Here is an 18794-nt window from a genome sequence, read left to right as displayed (position 1 = left end):
TTGCGCCTGATTGACTGTCGGATCCAACTTTATAAGGGTTAGAATCGCCGCCTGTCCCAGAGTGTGTACTTATGTCCCCAGAGCTGACCACCGAACAGATTCAACAGTCCCTGCAAGGCATCAGCGTGCCGGCCCAGCCGCAAATCATGGTGGATTTGCAGATGGAACAGTACATGCCCGATCCGGATCTAGAGGTGATCGCGAAGCTGATCTCCCAGGACCCGGGCCTCTCTGGCGCCTTGTTGAAAATCGTCAATTCGCCGTATTACGGCTTGAGCAACAAGATTGCCTCGATTCAGCGTGCAGTGAACCTGCTGGGCAGCCGCTCGGTCATCAACCTGATCAACGCGCAGTCGATCAAGGGCGAGATGAACGACGACACCATCGTCACCTTGAACCGTTTCTGGGATACCGCCCAGGACGTGGCGATGACCTGCCTGACCCTGGCCAAGCGCATCGGCACCCAGGCTGGCGATGAAGCGTACGCCCTGGGTCTGTTCCATGACTGCGGTGTGCCGCTGATGCTCCAGCGCTTCCCCAACTACATGACCGTTCTGGAAGAGGCTTACGCCAGCGCCAGCGCTGAATGCCGGGTGGTGGATACCGAGAATCGGGTGTTCAATACCAACCATGCGGTGGTGGGTTATTACACCGCCAAATCCTGGCGCCTGCCGGAGCATGTGACCGCCGCCATCGCCAATCACCACAATGCGTTGGCGATCTTCAGCGATGAGTCGTCGCGCAACAGTCAGCTGAAAAACCTGCTGGCGATCCTGAAAATGGCCGAGCACATTTGTGCGTCCTTCCGGGTGCTGGGCAACCAGCGTGATGACCACGAGTGGGACAGCATCGCACCGCTGGTTCTCGATTATGTCGGTCTCTCGGACTACGACTTCGAGTCCCTCAAACAAACGATTCGTGACCTTGGCGCTCACCGCTGAGCGTTGCACAGCCTGATTCGAGAGCGCCATGCCGGAACTGCCTGAAGTCGAAACCACCCGCCGCGGAATTGCGCCACACCTGGAAGGCCAGCGCGTCAGCCGGGTGATCGTGCGTGAGCGGCGCTTGCGCTGGCCGATTCCCGAAGACCTGGATGTGCGGCTGTCTGGCCAGCGCATCGTGCTGGTGGAGCGACGCGCGAAGTACCTGCTGATCAATGCCGAAGTCGGCACGCTGATCAGCCATTTGGGGATGTCGGGTAATTTGCGTCTGGTGGAAGTCGGCATGCCGGCGGCCAAGCATGAACATGTGGACATCGAGCTGGAATCCGGCCTGGCCCTGCGTTACACCGACCCGCGTCGGTTTGGCGCGATGCTCTGGAGTCTCGACCCGCTCAACCATGAGTTGTTGATTCGCCTGGGGCCGGAGCCATTGACCGACCTGTTCGACGGCGAGCGCTTGTTCCAGCAGTCCCGCGGGCGTTCCATGGCGGTCAAGCCGTTCATCATGGACAACGCGGTGGTGGTCGGCGTGGGCAATATCTACGCAACCGAAGCGTTGTTCGCTGCCGGTATCGACCCGCGTCGTGAGGCCAAGAGCATCTCTCGGGCGCGTTATCTGAAACTGGCGATCGAGATCAAACGCATCCTGGCGGCCGCTATCGAGCGCGGCGGCACCACACTGCGCGACTTTATCGGCGGAGACGGTCAGCCGGGTTATTTCCAGCAGGAACTGTTCGTGTACGGCCGTGGCGGTGCGCCCTGCAAGGTCTGTGGCACGGAACTTCGGGAAGTGAAGCTCGGGCAGCGCGCCAGCGTGTTTTGCCCACGTTGTCAGAGCTGAAACGCTTAGGGTCTATAGTCAGTGTTCTGATTGCCTAGCCCAAGGACCCTGCCATGACCCTGTTTCGAACCCTTGTCGTCGTTTTGCTGCTGAGCGTCGGTGCGCCAGCGCTGGCAGCAAACACCGGCAGTGGCGACCCGCGCTACACCATCCAGAATCCCCCGGCGTACGCCATGCTCGGCGATTTGCTGATTGCCCGACCTTTGCTGGTGGTGGCGACGGTGATCGGGGCCGGAGCGTTTGTGCTGTCGTTGCCGTTTACCGCGCTGGGTGGCGGCGTCGGCGATGCGGGGCAGGCGTTGGTGGTCGACCCGGCGAAAGCGGCGTTCGTGCGGTGTCTGGGGTGTATCGGGGAAGGGTTTGAGCAGACGGAGTGAAGTCAGTTACATCTTCGGTGTGGCTGATGGCCCTTTCGCGAGCAGGCTCGCTCCCACAGTGGAATTCCTTTGCCCACAACATTTGGTTAACAACACATCTCCACTGTAGGAGCGAGCCTGCTCGCGATAGGGCCGGCACAGCCGCTACAAAATTATCTGATTCAAGCCTTGCCAGTAATCTTCCGGTACTTCTCCATCAACTGTTCTTCAGTCTCCGGATGCGCCTCGTCCAGCGGAATGCAATCCACCGGGCACACTTGCTGGCACTGCGGTTCGTCGTAGTGGCCGACGCACTGGGTGCACAGGTTCGGGTCGATCACGTAGATTTCTTCGCCCTGGGAGATGGCGGCGTTCGGACACTCGGGTTCGCAGACGTCGCAGTTGATGCAATCGTCGGTGATGATCAGGGACATGCTAACTCCAGCCAGGGACGGAAGGCCCGGGCGCAATAAACCAATGCGCGCAATTGTGCCGCATTGGCGCCCGCAGTGCACGCGGGCGCCGCTTGAGCGGTTGTTACTTCTTGAAGCGTTCGGTCAAGGCGTCCGCCACCGCAGGGTGGACGAACTTGGTGATATCGCCGCCCAGGGCTGCAATTTCACGGACCAGCGTCGAGGAAATGTACGAATAACGCTCGGACGGAGTAAGAAACAGGCTTTCCACATCCGGTGCCAGCTGACGGTTCATGTTGGCCAGCTGGAATTCGTATTCGAAGTCCGATACCGCACGCAAACCCCGCAGGAACACATTGGCGTTCTTCTCTTTGGCGAAATGCGCCAGCAACGTCGAGAAGCCGACGACTTCAACGTTGGGCAGATGTTTAGTGACCTCGCGGGCCAGCGCCACACGCTGTTCCAGGGGAAACAACGGGTTTTTCTTGGGGCTGGCAGCGACGGCGATGATCACATGATCGAACAGGCGCGCGGCGCGTTCGACCAGATCGCCATGGCCCTTGGTAATAGGGTCGAAGGTACCTGGGTACAACACTCGGTTCATCGCGTCGTCCTGGCGGGAGTCCGTTGGGGAGTCGGATGGTATCGCAGCCTTCCCGGTCGGCCAAGTCGCCTTTTGAGTAAGAAAGCACTATAGACGATGGGAATATTCTCCATTTTCATGGGTTTTTCAAACGTTCGGCCAAAGAAGTTGCCAGCTGCGCCGTCAGCCCGTAGACCGACAATTGCGGGTTTGCGCCAATGCTGGTGGGGAACAGCGAGCCGTCATGAATCGACAGATTGCCTAGTTGATGATGCCGGCCGAGGCTGTCGGCCACGGCGTTTTTCGGGTCTTCACCCATGGCGCAACCGCCCATCACATGGGCACTGCCCAGGCGTGTGCGATACAGCTCAAGGCTCAGGCCGTCGATCAGCGTGCGCGCTTCGGCCAGGGTTTTCACGTAGCGAGCGTCGGCGTGCATGGGCATTACCGCCTTGGCACCGCCCGCGAACTGGATCTCGGCCATGCTGTGGAACGAGCGACGCAATCCGTCCCAGGTATAAGGTGAAACCTGATAGTCGAGCACCGGCGTGCCGTCACCGCGCAACTCGACGCTGCCGCCGGGGCTGTCCGGATGAAAGCCGTCCCGCAGCAATGCCAGCATGGCGTGGGTGTGGGGCAGGTTTTCCATGTGCTGGGCGTTTTCCTTGCCAAAACCGCCGAGCAGGGTCGTCGCCAGTGCCGGGTGCAGCGGCGGCACTTCGAGTTTGTAAGACATTTTTCCGGTGGTGCCGTCCTGCCATTGGAAATGGTCGGAATAGATTGATTGTGGGGCGCCAAAAAACGGGTTGATCACCTCATCGAACAGCCCGGCCGACATGTTCACCAGATGTAGAAACGTCCGTTTGCCCAACCGTTTGTGCGGATCGGGCGCCTCGGAGCGCATGAGCAGCGCCGGGCTGTTGATCCCGCCGCCGGCCAGCACGTAGTGCCGCGCCTTGACCGTGATCGTGTGTCCGGTAGGTGCGACGCAGCGGTCGTCCATCGCTACGCAGTGCAAGCCTGTGACCTTGTCGCCGCTGATCAAGAGCTTTTCGGCGCGAGCCAGATAGAGCAACTCGCCGCCTTTTTCCAGCGCCGCCGGGATGGTCGTGACCAGCATCGATTGCTTGGCGTTGGTCGGGCAACCCATGCCGCAGTAGCCCAGGTTCCAGCAGCCACGCACGTTGCGCGGGATCACATGCCAGGCATAGCCGAGTTTTTCGCAGCCTTTGCGGATCACGTCGTTGTTGGCGTTGGGCGGGATCATCCAGGGCGCGACGCCCAGGCGTTGTTCCATTTTCTCGAACCACGGCGCCATCTCGGCCGGCGTGTGGCCTTTGACCTCGTGTTCCTTGGCCCAGTGGTCGAGGGTCGGGTCCGGCGTGCGAAAGCTTGAAGTCCAGTTGATCAGCGTGGTGCCGCCCACTGCGCGGCCCTGAAGGATGGTGATCGCGCCGTCCTTGCTCATGCGGCCAATGCCTTCCTGATAGAGGCTGGTGTAGGCCTGGTCTTCGAGCATCTTGAAGTCGCTGCTGGTCTTGAGCGGGCCTTCCTCGATCAGCAAGACCTTGTAGCCCGCAGCGCTGAGGATTTCGGCGGTGGTGCCGCCGCCCGCGCCGCTGCCGATAATCGCCACGTCCGCTTCGAGGGCCAGGTCCTGGGTCAGTTGTGAACCGTTGTAGGTTTTCCAGCCACGGGCCAGGCCTTCGCGGAACGGATCGGGTACGGGCATCTTCGGGTTCTCTTTTTATTTTGGATTCTATGGTGAGGCGGCTGACGTCATCGCGAGCAGGCTCGCTCCCACATTGGATCGCGTGCCCACTGTGGGAGTGAGCCTGCTCGCGATTGGGTCAACTCGGTTTCAGACCGTAGGCGGCCCGGGATACCCGCAATGCGCCCATGACTCCGGCCGGCTGTACCACGCCATCATCACCAGTTGCATCAAGGAGCTATGGCCCATGCGCAGCAAACTCAGCGAGCTGTTTTCCCAGCGATCGAGAAAGTGCCGGATATCGTCGGCACTGGCGTTTTCCCAGCGGCCCCAGATCCCGGTCAGTGGTCCGCGGGTGATGCTCATTCCCAGCACATCGAATAGCTGCCGGGTCAGCTTGAGCATTTCCGGCGACAGGTGATTCAGACCGTTATCCAGGCAGTGCAGGGTTTCAGCGACGGCCGCCGGCATTTTTTCAACGGCCACGGCGCCGTCGAGCATCACCGGAAGCAGTGCCCGCAGAAACAGCAAGTCACCGCTGCGCAGAATCGCAAAACCGCTGGCTGGCGCGCTCGATGAGCAACCGCTGAGGCTCGCGCCCAAACCGGCAGTGGCGAGAAAAGCGCTGGCACCCAGGCTGAATTTAAGCAAGCCGCGCCGTGACAGCGCGGGTGTGTCGGACAGACTTGGGCTCATTATTGTTATTACCCGATGGGAATGATCGTTAGCGGATAAACAGCTTCTGGATCAGCTTCTGAATGGATTTTCCGTACGGCGGGTAGATCAATTTAGCCGCATTGAACCGCTGTTTGATCAGCACGCTTTTGGCTTTGCTGAAGGTCAGGAAACCTTCATGACCGTGGTAATGGCCCATGCCCGAAGCGCCGATACCGCCGAATGGCATGTCGTCCTGAGCGACGTGCAGCAGGGTGTCGTTTAGGCACACGCCGCCGGAATGGGTTTCGTTTAGTACGCGGTGTTGCTCACGCTTGTCGTAGCCGAAGTAATACAGGGCCAGCGGACGAGGTCGTTCATTGATGTAGGCAAAGGCCTGATCCAGATCCTTGTAGGGAACGATCGGCAACAGCGGACCAAAGATTTCATCCTGCATCACCATCATGTCGTTACTGACATTGAGCAGCAGGCTATGGCTCATGCGGCGCCCCTGGCCCTTGTCGAACAACGGAATCAGCAGCGCGCCCTTGCTGGTGGCGTCGCTGATGTAGCCGTTGAGGCGCGCCAATTGTCGGTCATTGATGATCGCGGTGTAGTCCGGGTTGTCGGCCAAGGTCGGATAAAAACCGAGAACTGCTTGCCGATAGGCTTCGACGAAAGCGCCGACACGATCTTCCGGCACCAGCACATAGTCCGGGGCCACGCAGGTCTGTCCGGCGTTGAGCGTCTTGCCGAAGGCGATGCGTTCGGCAGCGTCCTTGAGCGGCACGTCGCGCGAGACGATGGCCGGGGATTTGCCGCCGAGTTCGAGGGTCACCGGGGTCAGGTTTTCGGCCGCTGCACGCATCACGTGTTTGCCGATGCTGGTGGCGCCGGTGAACAGCAAGTGATCGAAGCGCAATCTGGAGAACGCGACACCGATGTCGGCTTCACCCAGCACCACGCAAACCAGGTCCTGAGGGAAGATTCGGCCCAGCAGTTCCTTGAGCAACAGACCGGTGGCAGGGGTCGATTCGCTGAGCTTGAGCATCACCCGATTACCTGCCGACAACGCGCCGACCAATGGGCCGATGGCCAGATACAGCGGGTAGTTCCAAGGCACGATCACCCCGACCACACCCAATGGTTGATAAATGACTTTGGCCGCCGCGGGTTGAAAGGCAATCCCGACCTTGCGCTTCGACGCCTTCATCCAGCCTTTGAGGTGCCGACTGGCGTAGTGAATGCCGTGCAGGCTGGGCATCAGTTCGGCGAGCAGGGTTTCATCGGCGCTGCGATGACTGAAATCCTGGCTGATGGCATCGATCAATGCCTGACGCTCATTGCTCAACAGGTCGCGCAGGGCTTTCAGCCATTGCTGGCGCTGGGCGGCGGGCGGCATCGGGTTGGCGGCGTACGCCGCGCGTTGATCGTCGAACAGGGTCTGGAGTTCTTCCAGAGGCTGCTGCAGGTTTTGCAGATAGGCGATGTCAGCAGTCACGGTCGACTCCGGATTTATTGGAATAAAGGCCTTTTTAGAGTCTATGCTCTATAAAGTCAAATGACATCCTGGCGCAGCTTTGTTTTATCCATCCGCGGATAGGTCGTAAGATGCCCGTCAACGCACTTTGAATTAAAGCCCAAGCCATGGCCCCTCGGATCAAAACCAGCGAGCGCATCGTGCAGAACAGCCTGGAGCTGTTCAATCAGCAGGGTGAGCGCAGCATCAGCACCAACCACATTGCTGCCCACATGGAAATTTCCCCGGGCAACCTGTACTACCACTTCCCCAACAAGCAGGCGATTATCGCGGTGCTGTTCAGTGAGTACGAAAGCCTGGTGGACAGCTTCCTGCGCCCGCCCCAGGGGCGTGCCGCCACGGTCGATGACAAGCGCTTCTACCTTAAGGAACTGCTGGCCGCCATGTGGCGCTACCGGTTTTTGCACCGTGATCTGGAGCACCTGCTCGACAGTGATCCGGACCTGGCCGCCCGTTATCGACGCTTTTCCCAGCGCTGTCTGATCCATGGCACGCACATCTACGCGGGCTTCGTCGAGGCTGGCATCCTGCAAATGGACAAGGTTCAGATCGAATCCCTGACGCTCAATGCCTGGATCATCCTGACGTCCTGGGTGCGTTTTCTGTGCACCACCCGTGAAAACTCCAATCACCTGAGCGAGCAGGCCATAAAACGTGGCGTGTATCAGGTGCTGGTGCTGGAGGCCGGTTTTGTCACGGATCAGTCTCGCGCCGCGGTGACCGCGCTGTTCGAGGAGTTTTACGTGCCACTGGCCCAGGCGTTGGAAGAAGCGGGCTAGAAAGTGCAGTTGGATCAAATATCGTCTAATCACAGGAGCCCGTTATGCCCATAGCGCAACTGATCAGCCCGCAAGCGTTGGACCTGAAAAAGGAGCAGCCGGGGCTGGTGATTCTGGATTGTCGTTTTGCCCTCGAAGACCCGGATTACGGGCAGCGCAGCTATGCCGAAGGGCATATTGCCGAGTCGAGCTTTGCCGATCTTGAGCGTGATTTGAGCGGGACAGTGGTCAAGGGTGTGACCGGGCGCCACCCGTTGCCTGAACCTGAAGACTTGATCGAACGTCTACAAGCCTGGGGCGTCAACGCCGACAGCGATGTGGTTTTGTACGACGACGGCCCGGGTGCCTACGCGGCGCGGGCCTGGTGGTTGCTGGCCTGGCTGGGTAAACGTGACGGCGTGTTCATCCTCGATGGCGGGCTCAAGGCCTGGCACGCGGCCGGTTTGCCCTTGAGTCTTGATGCGCCACAGATTGAGCGTGGCACCTTTACGGGGACACCGGACAAGTCGCTGGTCTTGAGCGCCGAACAGCTCCAGCAGCGTCTCGGCCAGCCCGCGCTAACCCTGCTCGATGCTCGCGGCTTGCCGCGTTTCAAAGGCGAAGTAGAACCGATCGACCCGATTGCCGGGCATATTCCCGGCGCGCAATGTGCGGCGTTCACCGACAACCTGGGCAGCGACGGGCGTTTTCTGCCGGCCGATCAGCTCAAGCAGCGTTTTGCCGAGAAGCTCGGTAATCGTTCGCCGGCTGATCTGGTGTCGTACTGCGGTTCTGGCGTGACGGCCTGTCACAACTTGTTTGCGCTGTGTCTGGCGGGTTATCCGTTAGGCTCGTTGTATGCCGGTTCATGGAGCGAGTGGATCAACGATCCTGCGCACGCCATCGCCATCGGCGAGTAATCCCGATCGAATGTGGGAGTGAGCCTGTCTCGCGATTAGGGGATACCAGTCAGCATCAATGTTGACTGTTAAACCGCAATCGTCGGAACGCCGCCCGGAGCAGGCTCACTCCCACAAGGGGCAATTGATGCGTTGAGATATCACCGTAAGCGCGCACTTCGATACGCCCCCGGCCCAACCCCGTAAACCTGCTTGAACTGCCGGCTCAGATGACTCTGGTCAGCAAACCCCAACTGCGTCGCCACTTCCAGCGGCAAACAACCGTTCTGTAACAACGCCCGCGCCCGAGCGATGCGCTGCTGCATCAGCCAGGTGTGCGGTGGCATGCCCGTGGCGCGACGGAACACCCGGGCGAAGTGAAAGGGCGAAAGGTTGACCGCCGCTGCCAGTTCTTCCAGCGAAGGCGGCGCCGCCAATTGTGCTTGCAGCAACTCCTTGGCCAGCGTCACCGCCCGGTGTTCCTTGCCCGGCTTGCCTGCAATCGGCACCGCTGCGTGCCGTTGCAGCAGCGACAGCATCATTTCCCGCCACACCGTTTGTTGCTGCAAGGCAGTGGACGGACTCTCCAGCAGACGATGCAGCTGGCAGAAACCCTCCACCAGATCCGGATCGCGATACAGCGTCGCGCCGAACGCCGGCAAGTTGCTGGTCGGCAGTTCAAGCTCATCGAGTAGCGACAGAATCTGACCGCTGTCGGGATAGAACGCCCGATACAACCAACCATCCTCCGTGCCTTTATGGCCGGTGTGCAGTTCGTCTGGATTGATCAATACCAGCGTGCCGCTACCGGCCAGGTGTTCGGCGCCGCGATAGCGATAGCGTTGGGCGCCGGCCATGATCATGCCGATCACGTACCCGTCGTGCACATGGGGCGCGAAGCGGTGTTCGATGTAGCGCGCAGACAATAATTCGACGCCGGCCAGCGGCGCTGTTTGCCAGAATCGGATCGACTCACCTTGATCGACGCCCATTCTTACTGGCGGCCCACGGAAGTCAGCCACTGCGGGATGCGGCGTTCCAGGTAGTAACCCGGTTGCTTGAACGAGCCTTCGACGAAGCCGACATGCCCACCCTTGGTCTGTAGCTCGAATTGAGTGCAGGCGGACAATTCGTCGGCTTGCGGCAGGCTATGAGGAAAGACAAAGGGGTCGTCGGCCGCTTGAATGATCAGGGTCGGCGTACGAATCTCGCCAAGGAAATAGCGACTCGAAGCGCGGCGATAGTAATCCTCGGCATCGGCGAAACCGTTCAACGGCGCGGTGACCCGGCCATCGAAATCCCAGAACGTGCGCATGTTCTCCAGTGAGCCCAACGCGGCCAGCGCCGCCAGGCCATCCTCGCGCCCGTCATGCTGGAACTGGCGTTGCTTGTTCTTGATGTAGGCGACCATCTCCCGCATGAAATGCGCCTGATAGAACTTCGAAAAACCCTGGCCGATACGGTCGGCGCATTGATCAAGACGAAACGGCACCGACACCGCCACCGCACCGAGCACGCCACTGTTGCTGCCGGATTCGCCCAAGTGCTTGAGCAACACATTGCCGCCCAGGGAATAGCCGACCGCATACAACGGCGCGAGCGGTCGTTGGGCTTTCAGGTGTTTGATGGTTTCGGCGAGGTCTTCACTGACGCCGGAGTGGTAACTGCGCGGCAACAGATTCGGTTCGCCCGAACAGCCGCGCCAGTTCAGTGCGACGCTGGCCCAGCCTTGGGCACCTAGCGCTTTTTGCACGCCGGCCACGTAAGGCGAATTTGAAGAGCCGGTCAGACCGTGCAACACCAACACCAGTGGCGCACTGACGCTGTGTGGGCCGTGCCAGTCGAGGTCGAGAAAGTCGCCATCCTCAAGCCACAAGCGTTCGCGCTGGCGTTCGATGTGCGTGGTTTTGCGCCACAGTGGTCCCCACAAGGTCTGCAAGTGCGGGTTGCCGAGGCCGAAGGCGGGGGTGAAGCGTTCTGGCAGATGAGGCACGATGGTTCTCGATGCAGCGGTGCGAGCCTCGTGTGAGGCGCGCCCCTTTTTCAGGCCGGTTGATTAACCGGCAATCTCTGCCATACGTTGCCACAGCGCGTAATACACCCGCCCGGATTTCTGCTCCCGGTGCAGGCGCCAGTTGCCTGGTAAGCCAAGGCTCGATGGCGCATTCTCGCTTTCAGTGTAGATCCAGGCTTCGTCGGCCAGCCACTGACGTTCTTCAAGTAATGCACAAACGCCTGGCAACAGGTTCTGGTTGAACGGCGGATCGAGGAACACCAGGTCGTACGCAGTCGCTGTCTGGGTTTCCAGGTAGCGCAGGGCATCGGCGGTCTGAATCTGGCCGGTGGTGCAGCGCAGCGTGCCCAGATGTTCCTTGATGCTGGCGACCGCGATGTTGCTGGCGTCCAGCGCCTGGCCCATGGCCGCGCCACGGGACAAGGCTTCGAGGAACAACGCGCCGCTGCCGGCGAACGGGTCCAGGACCTTGGCGCCAGCGACATACGGCGCGAGCCAGTTGAACAGGGTTTCACGCACCCGGTCCGGGGTAGGTCGCAGGCCTGGGGCATCCGGGAAGCTCAGCTTTCGGCTGCCCCATTCACCGCCGATGATGCGCAGTTGGTTCACGCCGTTATGGACGTTGTGTACGGGTTTTTTTGGACGAGTGGCCATTAATGCTCCGGAACCCCGAGCGGTTGCTCGGCAGGTTTATCAGTGGGGGCCGGTAACGGCTTTTGCGGCACGGTCGGGCCAGCGCTGACGATGACCATTTTGTCCGTGCTCAAGTGTTTGTTCAGTGCAGTTCTGACCTGCTCGACCGTCAGGCTCTGGGACTCGCGCATAAAGTCATCCAGGTAACTCAGCGGCAGGTTGTAGAAACCCATGGCGCCGAGTTGGCCGACGATATCGGCGTTGCTGGCAGTGGACAGCGGGAAGCTGCCGGCCAGTTCACGCTTGGCGTCGTCGAGTTCTTTCTGGGTCGGGCCGGTTTTAAGGTAGTCGGCGAGCACATCCTGCACCAGCTTCAACGTGCCTTCGCTCATCTCGGCGCGGGTTTGCAGGTTGATCATGAACGGGCCGCGCGCCTGCATCGGGGTGAAACCCGAATAGACGCCGTAAGTCAGGCCGCGCTTCTCGCGCACTTCGCTCATCAGTCGTGTACCGAAACCACCGCCACCGAGGATCTGGTTGCCCATGGACAGTGCTGCATAGTCCGGGTCGTCACGGTCGATGCCCAATTGCGCGAGCATCAGGTTGGTCTGCTTGGACGGAAACTCGATGTGACCGATGCTGGCTTTCGGTTCCTCCGGTTGCGGGATTTTCGCCAGCTCCGGACCTTTAGGCAGCGCACTGGAAACTTGTGCGGCAATCGCTTCGGCTTCAGCGCGAGACAGGTCGCCCACCAGCGCAATCACCACGTTGCCGGCTGCGTAAGCCTTCTCATGGAACGCGCGCATCTGGGCCACGGTAATCGCCGGAACGGTCTTAGCCGTGCCGTCGCTGGAATGTGCGTACGGATGATCGCCATACAGACGGTTCATCAGCTCCAGGCTCGCGAGCTTGCCGGGGTTCTGCTTCTGGTACTCGAAACCGGCGAGCATCTGGTTCTTGATGCGCGCAAAGGAATCGGCCGGGAAGGTCGGTTTGCCGACGACTTCTGAGAACAACTTCAGCGCCGGTTCGCGTTTGTTCGCGGCACTGAGGCTGCGCAGCGAAGCCAGAGCCATGTCTTTGAATGCGCCGTTGCCAAAGTCTGCGCCCAGGCCTTCGAAGCCCTGAGCGATGGCGCCGACATCTTTGCCGGCCACACCTTCGTTGAGCATGGCGTTGGTCAGCATGGAAAGGCCAGGTGCGTCACCGTCCTGGCTGCTGCCGGCGGCAAAGATCAGGCGCATGTCGAACATCGGCAGCTCCCGGGCTTCGACGAACAGCACCTTGGCGCCCTCGGCGGTTTTCCACGTCTGCACGTCCAGGGTGCGGTGGCTTGGCGCTTTGCCGTCGAGTTCGGCCAGTGATTGCAGTTTCTGGCTGGCCTTGGCCTTGTCCAGCGCTTCGCTGGCCTTGGAATCGTCGGTCTTGGAGAAGTAGAAAGCGGCAGATCCGATCAAGGCGACAACGATCAGGCCAATCAGCGCCAGGCGCGGTTTTTTACGCTCACTCATGAGTCGTCTCCTCTGGCAGTACATGGGCGACGCTGAGACGTTCGCGGGTGAAATACAGCTTGGCGGCTTTCTGGATGTCTTGCGGGGTCACGCTTTCCAGTTCGGCGAGTTCGGTGTCCATCAGCTTCCAGGACAGGCCCACGGTTTCCAGTTGGCCAATGGCGGTGGCCTGGCTGGTGATCGAGTCGCGCTCGTAAACCAGGCCGGCGATGACCTGTGCGCGGACGCGTTCCAGTTCTTCAGCGGACGGCGCGGTGGTTTTCAGCTGTTCGAGCAGTTTCCACAGGCCCGCTTCGGCCTGGGCCATGGTTTTGTTTTTCTGGGTATTGGGCGTTGCCGACAAGGTGAACAGGCTGTCGCCACGGGTGTAGGCGTCGTAACTCGACGAACCGCCGGAGACTAGCTCTTCGCCGCGCTCCAGTTGTGTCGGGATGCGTCCGCTGTAGCCGCCGTCGAGCAGGGCGGAGATCAGGCGCAAGGCGTTGACCGAGCGTTTGTCTTCAGCGGTGGCGATGCTTGGCACGTTGAAGCCCAGCATCAGGCTTGGCAGTTGAGTCTGCACATGCAGGGTGATCTTGCGCTCGCCGGGTTCGGCCAGTTCCAACGGGATTTTTGCCGAGGGCACATCACGTTTGGCGATCGGGCCGAAATAGCGCTGGGCCAGGGTCTTGACCTCGTCCGGGGTCACGTCACCGACCACCACCAGCGTGGCGTTGTTCGGCACGTACCAGGATTGGTACCAGTGGCGCAGCTCTTCGACTTTCATGCGGTCCAGGTCAGCCATCCAGCCGATGGTCGGCGTGTGGTAACCGCTGGCCGGGTAGGCCATGGCCTTGAAGCGTTCGTAGGCCTTGGACATCGGCTTGTCGTCGGTGCGCAGGCGACGTTCTTCTTTGATGACTTCGATCTCGCGGGCGAACTCGTCGGCCGGCAGGCGCAGGCTGGCCATGCGGTCGGCTTCCAGTTCGAAGGCCACGCCCAGGCGGTCGCGGGCCAGCACCTGGTAATACGCCGTGAAGTCATCGCTGGTGAACGCGTTCTCTTCGGCGCCGAGGTCGCGCAGGATCAGCGAGGCTTCGCCGGGGCCGACTTTCTCGCTGCCCTTGAACATCATGTGTTCCAGGGCGTGGGACAAACCGGTCTGACCCGGGGTCTCGTAGCTGGAGCCGACCTTGTACCAGACTTGGGAAACCACCACTGGCGCACGATGGTCTTCGCGCACGACGACCTTCAGGCCGTTATCGAGGGTGAATTCATGGGTGGGTTGAGGATCGGCAGCCAGGGCCGAGAGGGGCAGACAAACTGTGCTGAGCAGCAGGCCTGCAGCGCGGCGGGCTAGAGCATTCATTCGTTTTTAAACCTTTGGGGCTGCCCGCTTGGTCTTAGCCTAGGCGGGCGAGGAGGTGCTAGGATACTGATCCGTTTTACTGGCGGCCACGCCTATCAGGCCTTTGATCGGTCAGCAGGTTGTTTGGGTTTACGGCGGAAGCTTTGAGTTTGTCAGCTAAACTCTGCGTTTTCGCCGACGATGCCGTTCCAGTCCTTCGTATTAGTCGACCTTTGAGGTGCTGTTTGCACCTCGACAAAATGTTGCGCGTGAACAAGCTGGGTCAATCGCAGTCTGTTCTGCATCGAATATTTATTTGCCGAGGCGCCCTTTGGCGCGTCGCTACCGTGAGATAGCCGTCCTCCATGTTTGGTTCCAACGACGACAAGAAAGCCCCAGCTGCGGCTGGTGAGAAGAAAAGCCTGTTCGGATGGCTGCGCAAAAAGCCGCAGGAACCCGTCGTCGAACAGCCACAACCACTTCCTGAGCCCACGCCTGCGCCGGTAATAGAAGAAGAGCTTGCGCCGATTATCCCGCCGATCTCCGAGCCGGTGTTGCAGCCGGTCATCGAGCCTGAGCCTGCTGTCGTCGCCGAAGTCGTGACCCAGGTGCCGCTCACGCCCGTTGCCGAGCCGTGGCTGACGTTGCCCGTGGCGGAAGAGCCGGTGTCATTGGTCGAAGACGAGCTGGCGCCGCACGTTACGCCACCGATTCCAGCGCCGACTGCGTTTGCTCCTGAGCCTGTTCAAGCGCCAGTGGTTGAGCCGGTTGTCGCGCCAGTGGTTTTGGCCGAGCCTGAACCGGTTGTTACAGAACCTGTGGTGCCCGTATTCATTGCTCCGGTTGCTCCGGTTGCTCCGGTTGCTCCAGCACCTGCGCCGGTCGTCGCTCCCGTCGTTCCCGTCGAAGCGCCTGCCGAGCCTGTGCGTACCGAAGAAACCAAAGCCGGTTTCTTCGCCCGCCTGAAACAAGGCTTGTCCAAGACCAGCGCCAGCATCGGCGAAGGCATGGCCAGCCTGTTCCTGGGCAAGAAGATCATCGATGACGAGCTGCTCGAAGACATCGAAACCCGCCTGCTGACCGCCGATGTGGGCGTCGAGGCGACTTCGGTGATCATTCAGCGCCTGACCCAGAAGGTCGCTCGCAAAGAACTGGCCGATGCCGACGCGCTGTACAAATCCCTGCAAGCGGAACTGGCGGCGATGCTCAAGCCTGTCGAGCAACCGCTGAAAATCACTTCGCAGAACAAGCCGTTCGTAATCCTGGTCGTTGGCGTCAATGGTGCCGGCAAGACCACTACCATCGGCAAGCTGGCGAAGAAGCTGCAGCTCGAAGGCAAGAAAGTCATGCTCGCGGCTGGCGATACCTTCCGCGCCGCCGCCGTCGAACAATTGCAGGTCTGGGGCGAGCGCAACAAAATCCCGGTCATCGCCCAGCACACTGGCGCGGACTCGGCTTCGGTTATCTTCGATGCCGTGCAAGCGGCCAAGGCCCGTGGCATCGACGTATTGATCGCCGACACCGCCGGTCGCCTGCACACCAAAGACAATTTGATGGAAGAGTTGAAGAAGGTTCGCCGGGTCATCAGCAAACTCGACGCCGACGCGCCTCACGAGGTGCTGTTGGTGCTTGATGCCGGTACGGGGCAGAACGCGATCAGCCAGGCCAAACAATTCAATCAGACCGTCGAACTCACCGGACTGGCGCTGACCAAGCTTGATGGCACCGCCAAAGGTGGGGTGATTTTTGCCCTCGCCAAGCAGTTTGGCCTGCCGATCCGCTACATTGGCGTCGGTGAAGGTATCGATGATTTGCGTACTTTTGAAGCAGAACCCTTTGTCCAGGCACTGTTTGCCGAGCGGGAGCGTTCATGATTCGTTTCGAACAGGTCGGTAAACGCTACCCGAACGGCCACGTCGGCTTGCATGAGCTGAGCTTTCGAGTTCGTCGGGGCGAGTTTTTGTTTGTGACCGGCCACTCTGGCGCCGGCAAAAGCACCTTGTTGCGCCTGCTGCTGGCGATGGAGCGTCCGACCACCGGCAAATTGCTGCTGGCCGGGCAAGACCTGAGCACCATCAGCAACGCGCAGATTCCTTACCTGCGACGGCAGATCGGCGTGGTGTTCCAGAATCACCAGCTGTTGTTCGATCGCACGGTGTTCAACAACATCGCGCTGCCCTTGCAGATCCTGGGGTTGTCCAAGGCCGAGATCACCAAGCGCGTGGATTCGGCGCTCGAGCGCGTGGCGCTGTCGGACAAGACCGACTTGTACCCTGGCGACCTGTCCACCGGTCAGCAACAGCGTGTCGGTATCGCCCGCGCCATCGTTCACCGCCCGGCCTTGCTGCTGGCGGACGAACCGACCGGTAACCTCGATCCACGCCTGGCGGCAGAAATCATGGGCGTGTTCGAAGACATCAACCGTTTGGGCACCAGTGTGTTGATTGCCAGTCACGACCTGGCACTGATCGCCCGCATGCGCCACCGCATGCTGACCCTGCAACGCGGTCGATTGATCGGTGACGGGGAGGCCGGCGTATGAGTGCGACACGCAGCCCCAAGGTTTCCGAGCGCGTGGCCCCGAAGGCCGCCGACCAACAGCCGCAGAAGAAAAAACGTGACGATGATGACGGCCCGGATTTCGCCACGTTGTTTCGTGCCTGGGTCGAAAGTCATCGCGCCAGTTTGCTCGACAGCTTGCGCCGTTTGGGCAAGCAGCCCATCGGTAGCTTCTTCACCTGCATGGTGATGGCGGTAGCCCTGAGTTTGCCGATGGGCCTGTCACTTTTGCTAAGTAACGTCGAGCGTCTTGGCGGCTCCTGGCAGCGTGCGGCGCAGATTTCCCTGTACCTGCAAATCGAGGCCAGCCCTGCGGAAGGCGAGTCGTTGCGTGAGCAGATCAAGGGGATGCCGGGCGTAGCTGATGCTGAATATGTCGGTCGCGATCAGGCGCTGGAAGAGTTTCAGTTGCAGTCCGGTCTGGGCGAGGCGCTGAAAGAACTGCCGGAAAACCCGCTGCCGGGCGTGGTTCTGGTGACGCCGAACGAGGTCGACAAGCCAGCCCTTGAAGCATTACGACAAAAACTTTCCGAGCTGCCGAAGGTACAACAGGCGCAACTTGATCTAGTCTGGGTCGAGCGTCTGGCAGCCATCCTCAAGCTGGGTGACCGTTTTGTCTTCGGTCTGACCGTGCTTCTGGTGTCTGCATTACTTTTGGTGATAGGCAATACCATTCGTCTTCATATTGAAAACCGCCGCACAGAGATAGAAGTGATTAAACTCGTCGGCGGCACTGACAGCTATGTGCGCAGGCCCTTTCTGTACATGGGTGCGCTTTATGGCTTCGGTGCGGGGATTCTTTCCTGGGGCGTATTGGCGTTCGGCCTTGATTGGCTGAACGACGCGGTGGTTGGGCTGGCCGGGTTGTACGGCAGTGATTTTGCGCTGGCCGGAGTGCCAGTCGCCGACGGTCTGTCTCTCTTGCTTGGCGCGGTGCTGTTGGGGTATATCGGTGCATGGATTGCAGTCGCACGCCACCTGAGGGAGCTTGCGCCTAAGTAGTATCATTTTGCTCGTATTGACCTTTCAGCGTTTATGGGAACTTGTCTTTCGGTTCCCGGTCAATTTTCGCAGTGCTGAACTGCACGAGTTATGTAAGTCGGAGGTTTTTTCGTATGACCAATTCTTTGCAACCTGCATATGCTCTGGTCCCGGGTGCAAACCTGGAGGCCTATGTGCACACGGTGAACAGCATTCCATTGCTGACGCCGGAGCAGGAGCGCGAACTGGCCGAGAGTCTCTATTATGAGCAGGATTTGGGGGCGGCTCGGCAGATGGTGCTCGCCCACCTGCGTTTTGTTGTACATATCGCCCGTAGCTATTCCGGCTACGGTCTGGCTCAGGCTGACCTGATCCAGGAAGGCAACGTCGGCCTGATGAAGGCGGTGAAGCGCTTCAACCCGGAAATGGGTGTGCGCCTGGTGTCCTTTGCGGTGCACTGGATCAAGGCGGAAATCCACGAGTTCATCCTGCGCAACTGGCGCATTGTGAAAGTCGCGACCACCAAGGCCCAGCGCAAGCTGTTCTTCAACCTGCGCAGCCAGAAGAAACGTCTGGCGTGGCTGAACAACGAGGAAGTCCATCGTGTGGCGGAAAGCCTCGGTGTAGAGCCTCGGGAAGTGCGTGAGATGGAAAGTCGCCTGACCGGCCATGACATGGCCTTCGACCCGGCCGCGGAAGCGGACGACGACAGCGCTTTCCAATCGCCGGCCAACTATCTGGAAGACCACCGGTACGACCCGGCCCGTCAGCTGGAAGATGCCGACTGGAGCGACAACTCCAACCACAACCTGCACGAAGCGCTTGAAGTGCTGGACGACCGTAGCCGTGACATCCTCTACCAGCGCTGGCTGGCGGAAGAAAAAGCCACGCTGCATGACCTGGCGCAGAAGTACAACGTGTCGGCAGAGCGTATTCGTCAGCTCGAGAAGAGCGCGATGAACAAGCTCAAGTTGTCGATTGCCGCTTAACAGCAGCTCAGGCATAAAAAAAACGCCCCGATCATTGATCGGGGCGTTTTTGTTTGTGCCCATTTTTCCTGAGTCACCATAAAC

Annotated in this window: 19 protein-coding genes; 9 read left to right on the top strand and 10 right to left on the bottom strand. The window is 60.1% G+C overall.

All coding sequences use genetic code 11. The features are described 5' to 3' along the window. Positions 1 to 125 precede the first annotated feature (125 nt). Genes ACQ4OB_RS24050 through ACQ4OB_RS24040 form a run of 3 tightly spaced genes read left to right on the top strand, consistent with a single transcriptional unit; the run spans position 126 to position 2159 of the window. Positions 126 to 941, top strand: coding sequence for an HDOD domain-containing protein (locus ACQ4OB_RS24050; RefSeq protein ID WP_162493967.1), 816 nt, complete (start codon positions 126 to 128; stop codon positions 939 to 941). A 28-nt stretch (positions 942 to 969) separates the two neighbouring features. Further along, positions 970 to 1782 carry a bifunctional DNA-formamidopyrimidine glycosylase/DNA-(apurinic or apyrimidinic site) lyase gene (gene mutM, locus ACQ4OB_RS24045; RefSeq protein ID WP_074871703.1) on the top strand — a complete coding sequence of 271 codons (813 nt, stop codon included), beginning with the start codon at positions 970 to 972 and terminating at the stop codon, positions 1780 to 1782. Between the two features lie 53 nt (positions 1783 to 1835). Beyond that, the gene (locus ACQ4OB_RS24040; protein WP_074871702.1) at positions 1836 to 2159 is read left to right on the top strand and encodes a multidrug transporter; all 324 of its coding nucleotides are present in this window, start codon (positions 1836 to 1838) and stop codon (positions 2157 to 2159) included. 161 nt (positions 2160 to 2320) lie between these two features. Here ACQ4OB_RS24040 and ACQ4OB_RS24035 read toward each other — a convergent pair whose 3' ends face one another. The 5 genes from ACQ4OB_RS24035 to ACQ4OB_RS24015 all read right to left on the bottom strand — a co-directional run bounded on the left by ACQ4OB_RS24035 (position 2321) and on the right by ACQ4OB_RS24015 (position 7000). Beyond that, positions 2321 to 2572, bottom strand: a complete 252-nt coding sequence (locus ACQ4OB_RS24035) for a YfhL family 4Fe-4S dicluster ferredoxin (RefSeq protein WP_003195146.1) — start codon at positions 2570 to 2572, stop codon at positions 2321 to 2323. A 103-nt stretch (positions 2573 to 2675) separates the two neighbouring features. Continuing rightward, on the bottom strand, positions 2676 to 3155 hold the full coding sequence (coaD, locus tag ACQ4OB_RS24030; RefSeq protein ID WP_074871700.1) for a pantetheine-phosphate adenylyltransferase: 480 nt from the start codon (positions 3153 to 3155) through the stop codon (positions 2676 to 2678). A gap of 115 nt (positions 3156 to 3270) precedes the next feature. Beyond that, positions 3271 to 4866 carry a GMC family oxidoreductase gene (locus ACQ4OB_RS24025; RefSeq protein ID WP_074871698.1) on the bottom strand — a complete coding sequence of 532 codons (1596 nt, stop codon included), beginning with the start codon at positions 4864 to 4866 and terminating at the stop codon, positions 3271 to 3273. 129 nt (positions 4867 to 4995) lie between these two features. Then, positions 4996 to 5541, bottom strand: coding sequence for a twin-arginine translocation pathway signal protein (locus ACQ4OB_RS24020; RefSeq protein WP_076029412.1), 546 nt, complete (start codon positions 5539 to 5541; stop codon positions 4996 to 4998). A gap of 28 nt (positions 5542 to 5569) precedes the next feature. Then, on the bottom strand, positions 5570 to 7000 hold the full coding sequence (locus tag ACQ4OB_RS24015) for a coniferyl aldehyde dehydrogenase (protein WP_430956575.1): 1431 nt from the start codon (positions 6998 to 7000) through the stop codon (positions 5570 to 5572). Positions 7001 to 7146: 146 nt separating this feature from the next. Here ACQ4OB_RS24015 and ACQ4OB_RS24010 point away from each other — a divergent pair, with 146 nt between their 5' ends. Continuing rightward, entirely contained in the window at positions 7147 to 7818 is a 672-nt protein-coding gene (locus ACQ4OB_RS24010; RefSeq protein WP_074871692.1) for a TetR/AcrR family transcriptional regulator, read from the top strand. 44 nt (positions 7819 to 7862) lie between these two features. Continuing rightward, positions 7863 to 8717 carry a sulfurtransferase gene (locus ACQ4OB_RS24005; protein WP_430956574.1) on the top strand — a complete coding sequence of 285 codons (855 nt, stop codon included), beginning with the start codon at positions 7863 to 7865 and terminating at the stop codon, positions 8715 to 8717. Between the two features lie 140 nt (positions 8718 to 8857). On the opposite strand, the gene ACQ4OB_RS24000 is transcribed toward ACQ4OB_RS24005, so the two are convergent. The 5 genes from ACQ4OB_RS24000 to ACQ4OB_RS23980 all read right to left on the bottom strand — a co-directional run bounded on the left by ACQ4OB_RS24000 (position 8858) and on the right by ACQ4OB_RS23980 (position 14202). Beyond that, entirely contained in the window at positions 8858 to 9688 is an 831-nt protein-coding gene (locus ACQ4OB_RS24000; protein ID WP_074871688.1) for an AraC family transcriptional regulator, read from the bottom strand. Between the two features lie 2 nt (positions 9689 to 9690). After that, the gene (locus tag ACQ4OB_RS23995; RefSeq protein WP_074871687.1) at positions 9691 to 10689 is read right to left on the bottom strand and encodes a hydrolase; all 999 of its coding nucleotides are present in this window, start codon (positions 10687 to 10689) and stop codon (positions 9691 to 9693) included. Between the two features lie 63 nt (positions 10690 to 10752). Beyond that, on the bottom strand, positions 10753 to 11364 hold the full coding sequence (gene rsmD / locus ACQ4OB_RS23990; RefSeq protein WP_033060498.1) for a 16S rRNA (guanine(966)-N(2))-methyltransferase RsmD: 612 nt from the start codon (positions 11362 to 11364) through the stop codon (positions 10753 to 10755). Continuing rightward, complete coding sequence (locus tag ACQ4OB_RS23985) at positions 11364 to 12854, bottom strand: M16 family metallopeptidase (RefSeq protein ID WP_074871684.1); 1491 nt, start codon at positions 12852 to 12854, stop codon at positions 11364 to 11366. The genes rsmD and ACQ4OB_RS23985 overlap by 1 nt, the downstream gene beginning before the upstream one ends. Beyond that, the gene (locus ACQ4OB_RS23980; RefSeq protein WP_074871683.1) at positions 12847 to 14202 is read right to left on the bottom strand and encodes a M16 family metallopeptidase; all 1356 of its coding nucleotides are present in this window, start codon (positions 14200 to 14202) and stop codon (positions 12847 to 12849) included. Before ACQ4OB_RS23980 ends, ACQ4OB_RS23985 begins: the two co-directional genes overlap by 8 nt. Positions 14203 to 14546: 344 nt before the next feature. Between ACQ4OB_RS23980 and ftsY the strand changes: the two genes are divergently transcribed. From ftsY to rpoH, 4 genes are all read left to right on the top strand, one after another. Beyond that, complete coding sequence (ftsY, locus tag ACQ4OB_RS23975) at positions 14547 to 16055, top strand: signal recognition particle-docking protein FtsY (protein WP_430956573.1); 1509 nt, start codon at positions 14547 to 14549, stop codon at positions 16053 to 16055. Continuing rightward, positions 16052 to 16723 (top strand): cell division ATP-binding protein FtsE, encoded by a 672-nt coding sequence (gene ftsE, locus ACQ4OB_RS23970; RefSeq protein WP_056738938.1) that lies wholly within the window; start codon positions 16052 to 16054, stop codon positions 16721 to 16723. The genes ftsY and ftsE overlap by 4 nt, the downstream gene beginning before the upstream one ends. Further along, entirely contained in the window at positions 16720 to 17742 is a 1023-nt protein-coding gene (gene ftsX, locus ACQ4OB_RS23965; protein WP_074871679.1) for a permease-like cell division protein FtsX, read from the top strand. Before ftsE ends, ftsX begins: the two co-directional genes overlap by 4 nt. A 113-nt stretch (positions 17743 to 17855) precedes the next feature. Continuing rightward, a complete protein-coding gene (rpoH, locus tag ACQ4OB_RS23960; protein WP_007897890.1) occupies positions 17856 to 18710 on the top strand; it encodes an RNA polymerase sigma factor RpoH in 855 nt (284 codons plus the stop codon). Positions 18711 to 18794: the final 84 nt, after the last annotated feature.

The organism is Pseudomonas sp. ES4 (genome assembly GCF_050586665.1).
Taxonomy (GTDB): domain Bacteria; phylum Pseudomonadota; class Gammaproteobacteria; order Pseudomonadales; family Pseudomonadaceae; genus Aquipseudomonas; species Aquipseudomonas frederiksbergensis.
The sequence above is the reverse complement of the archived record's forward strand: the minus strand, read 5'-3'. Positions and strand labels throughout refer to the sequence as shown.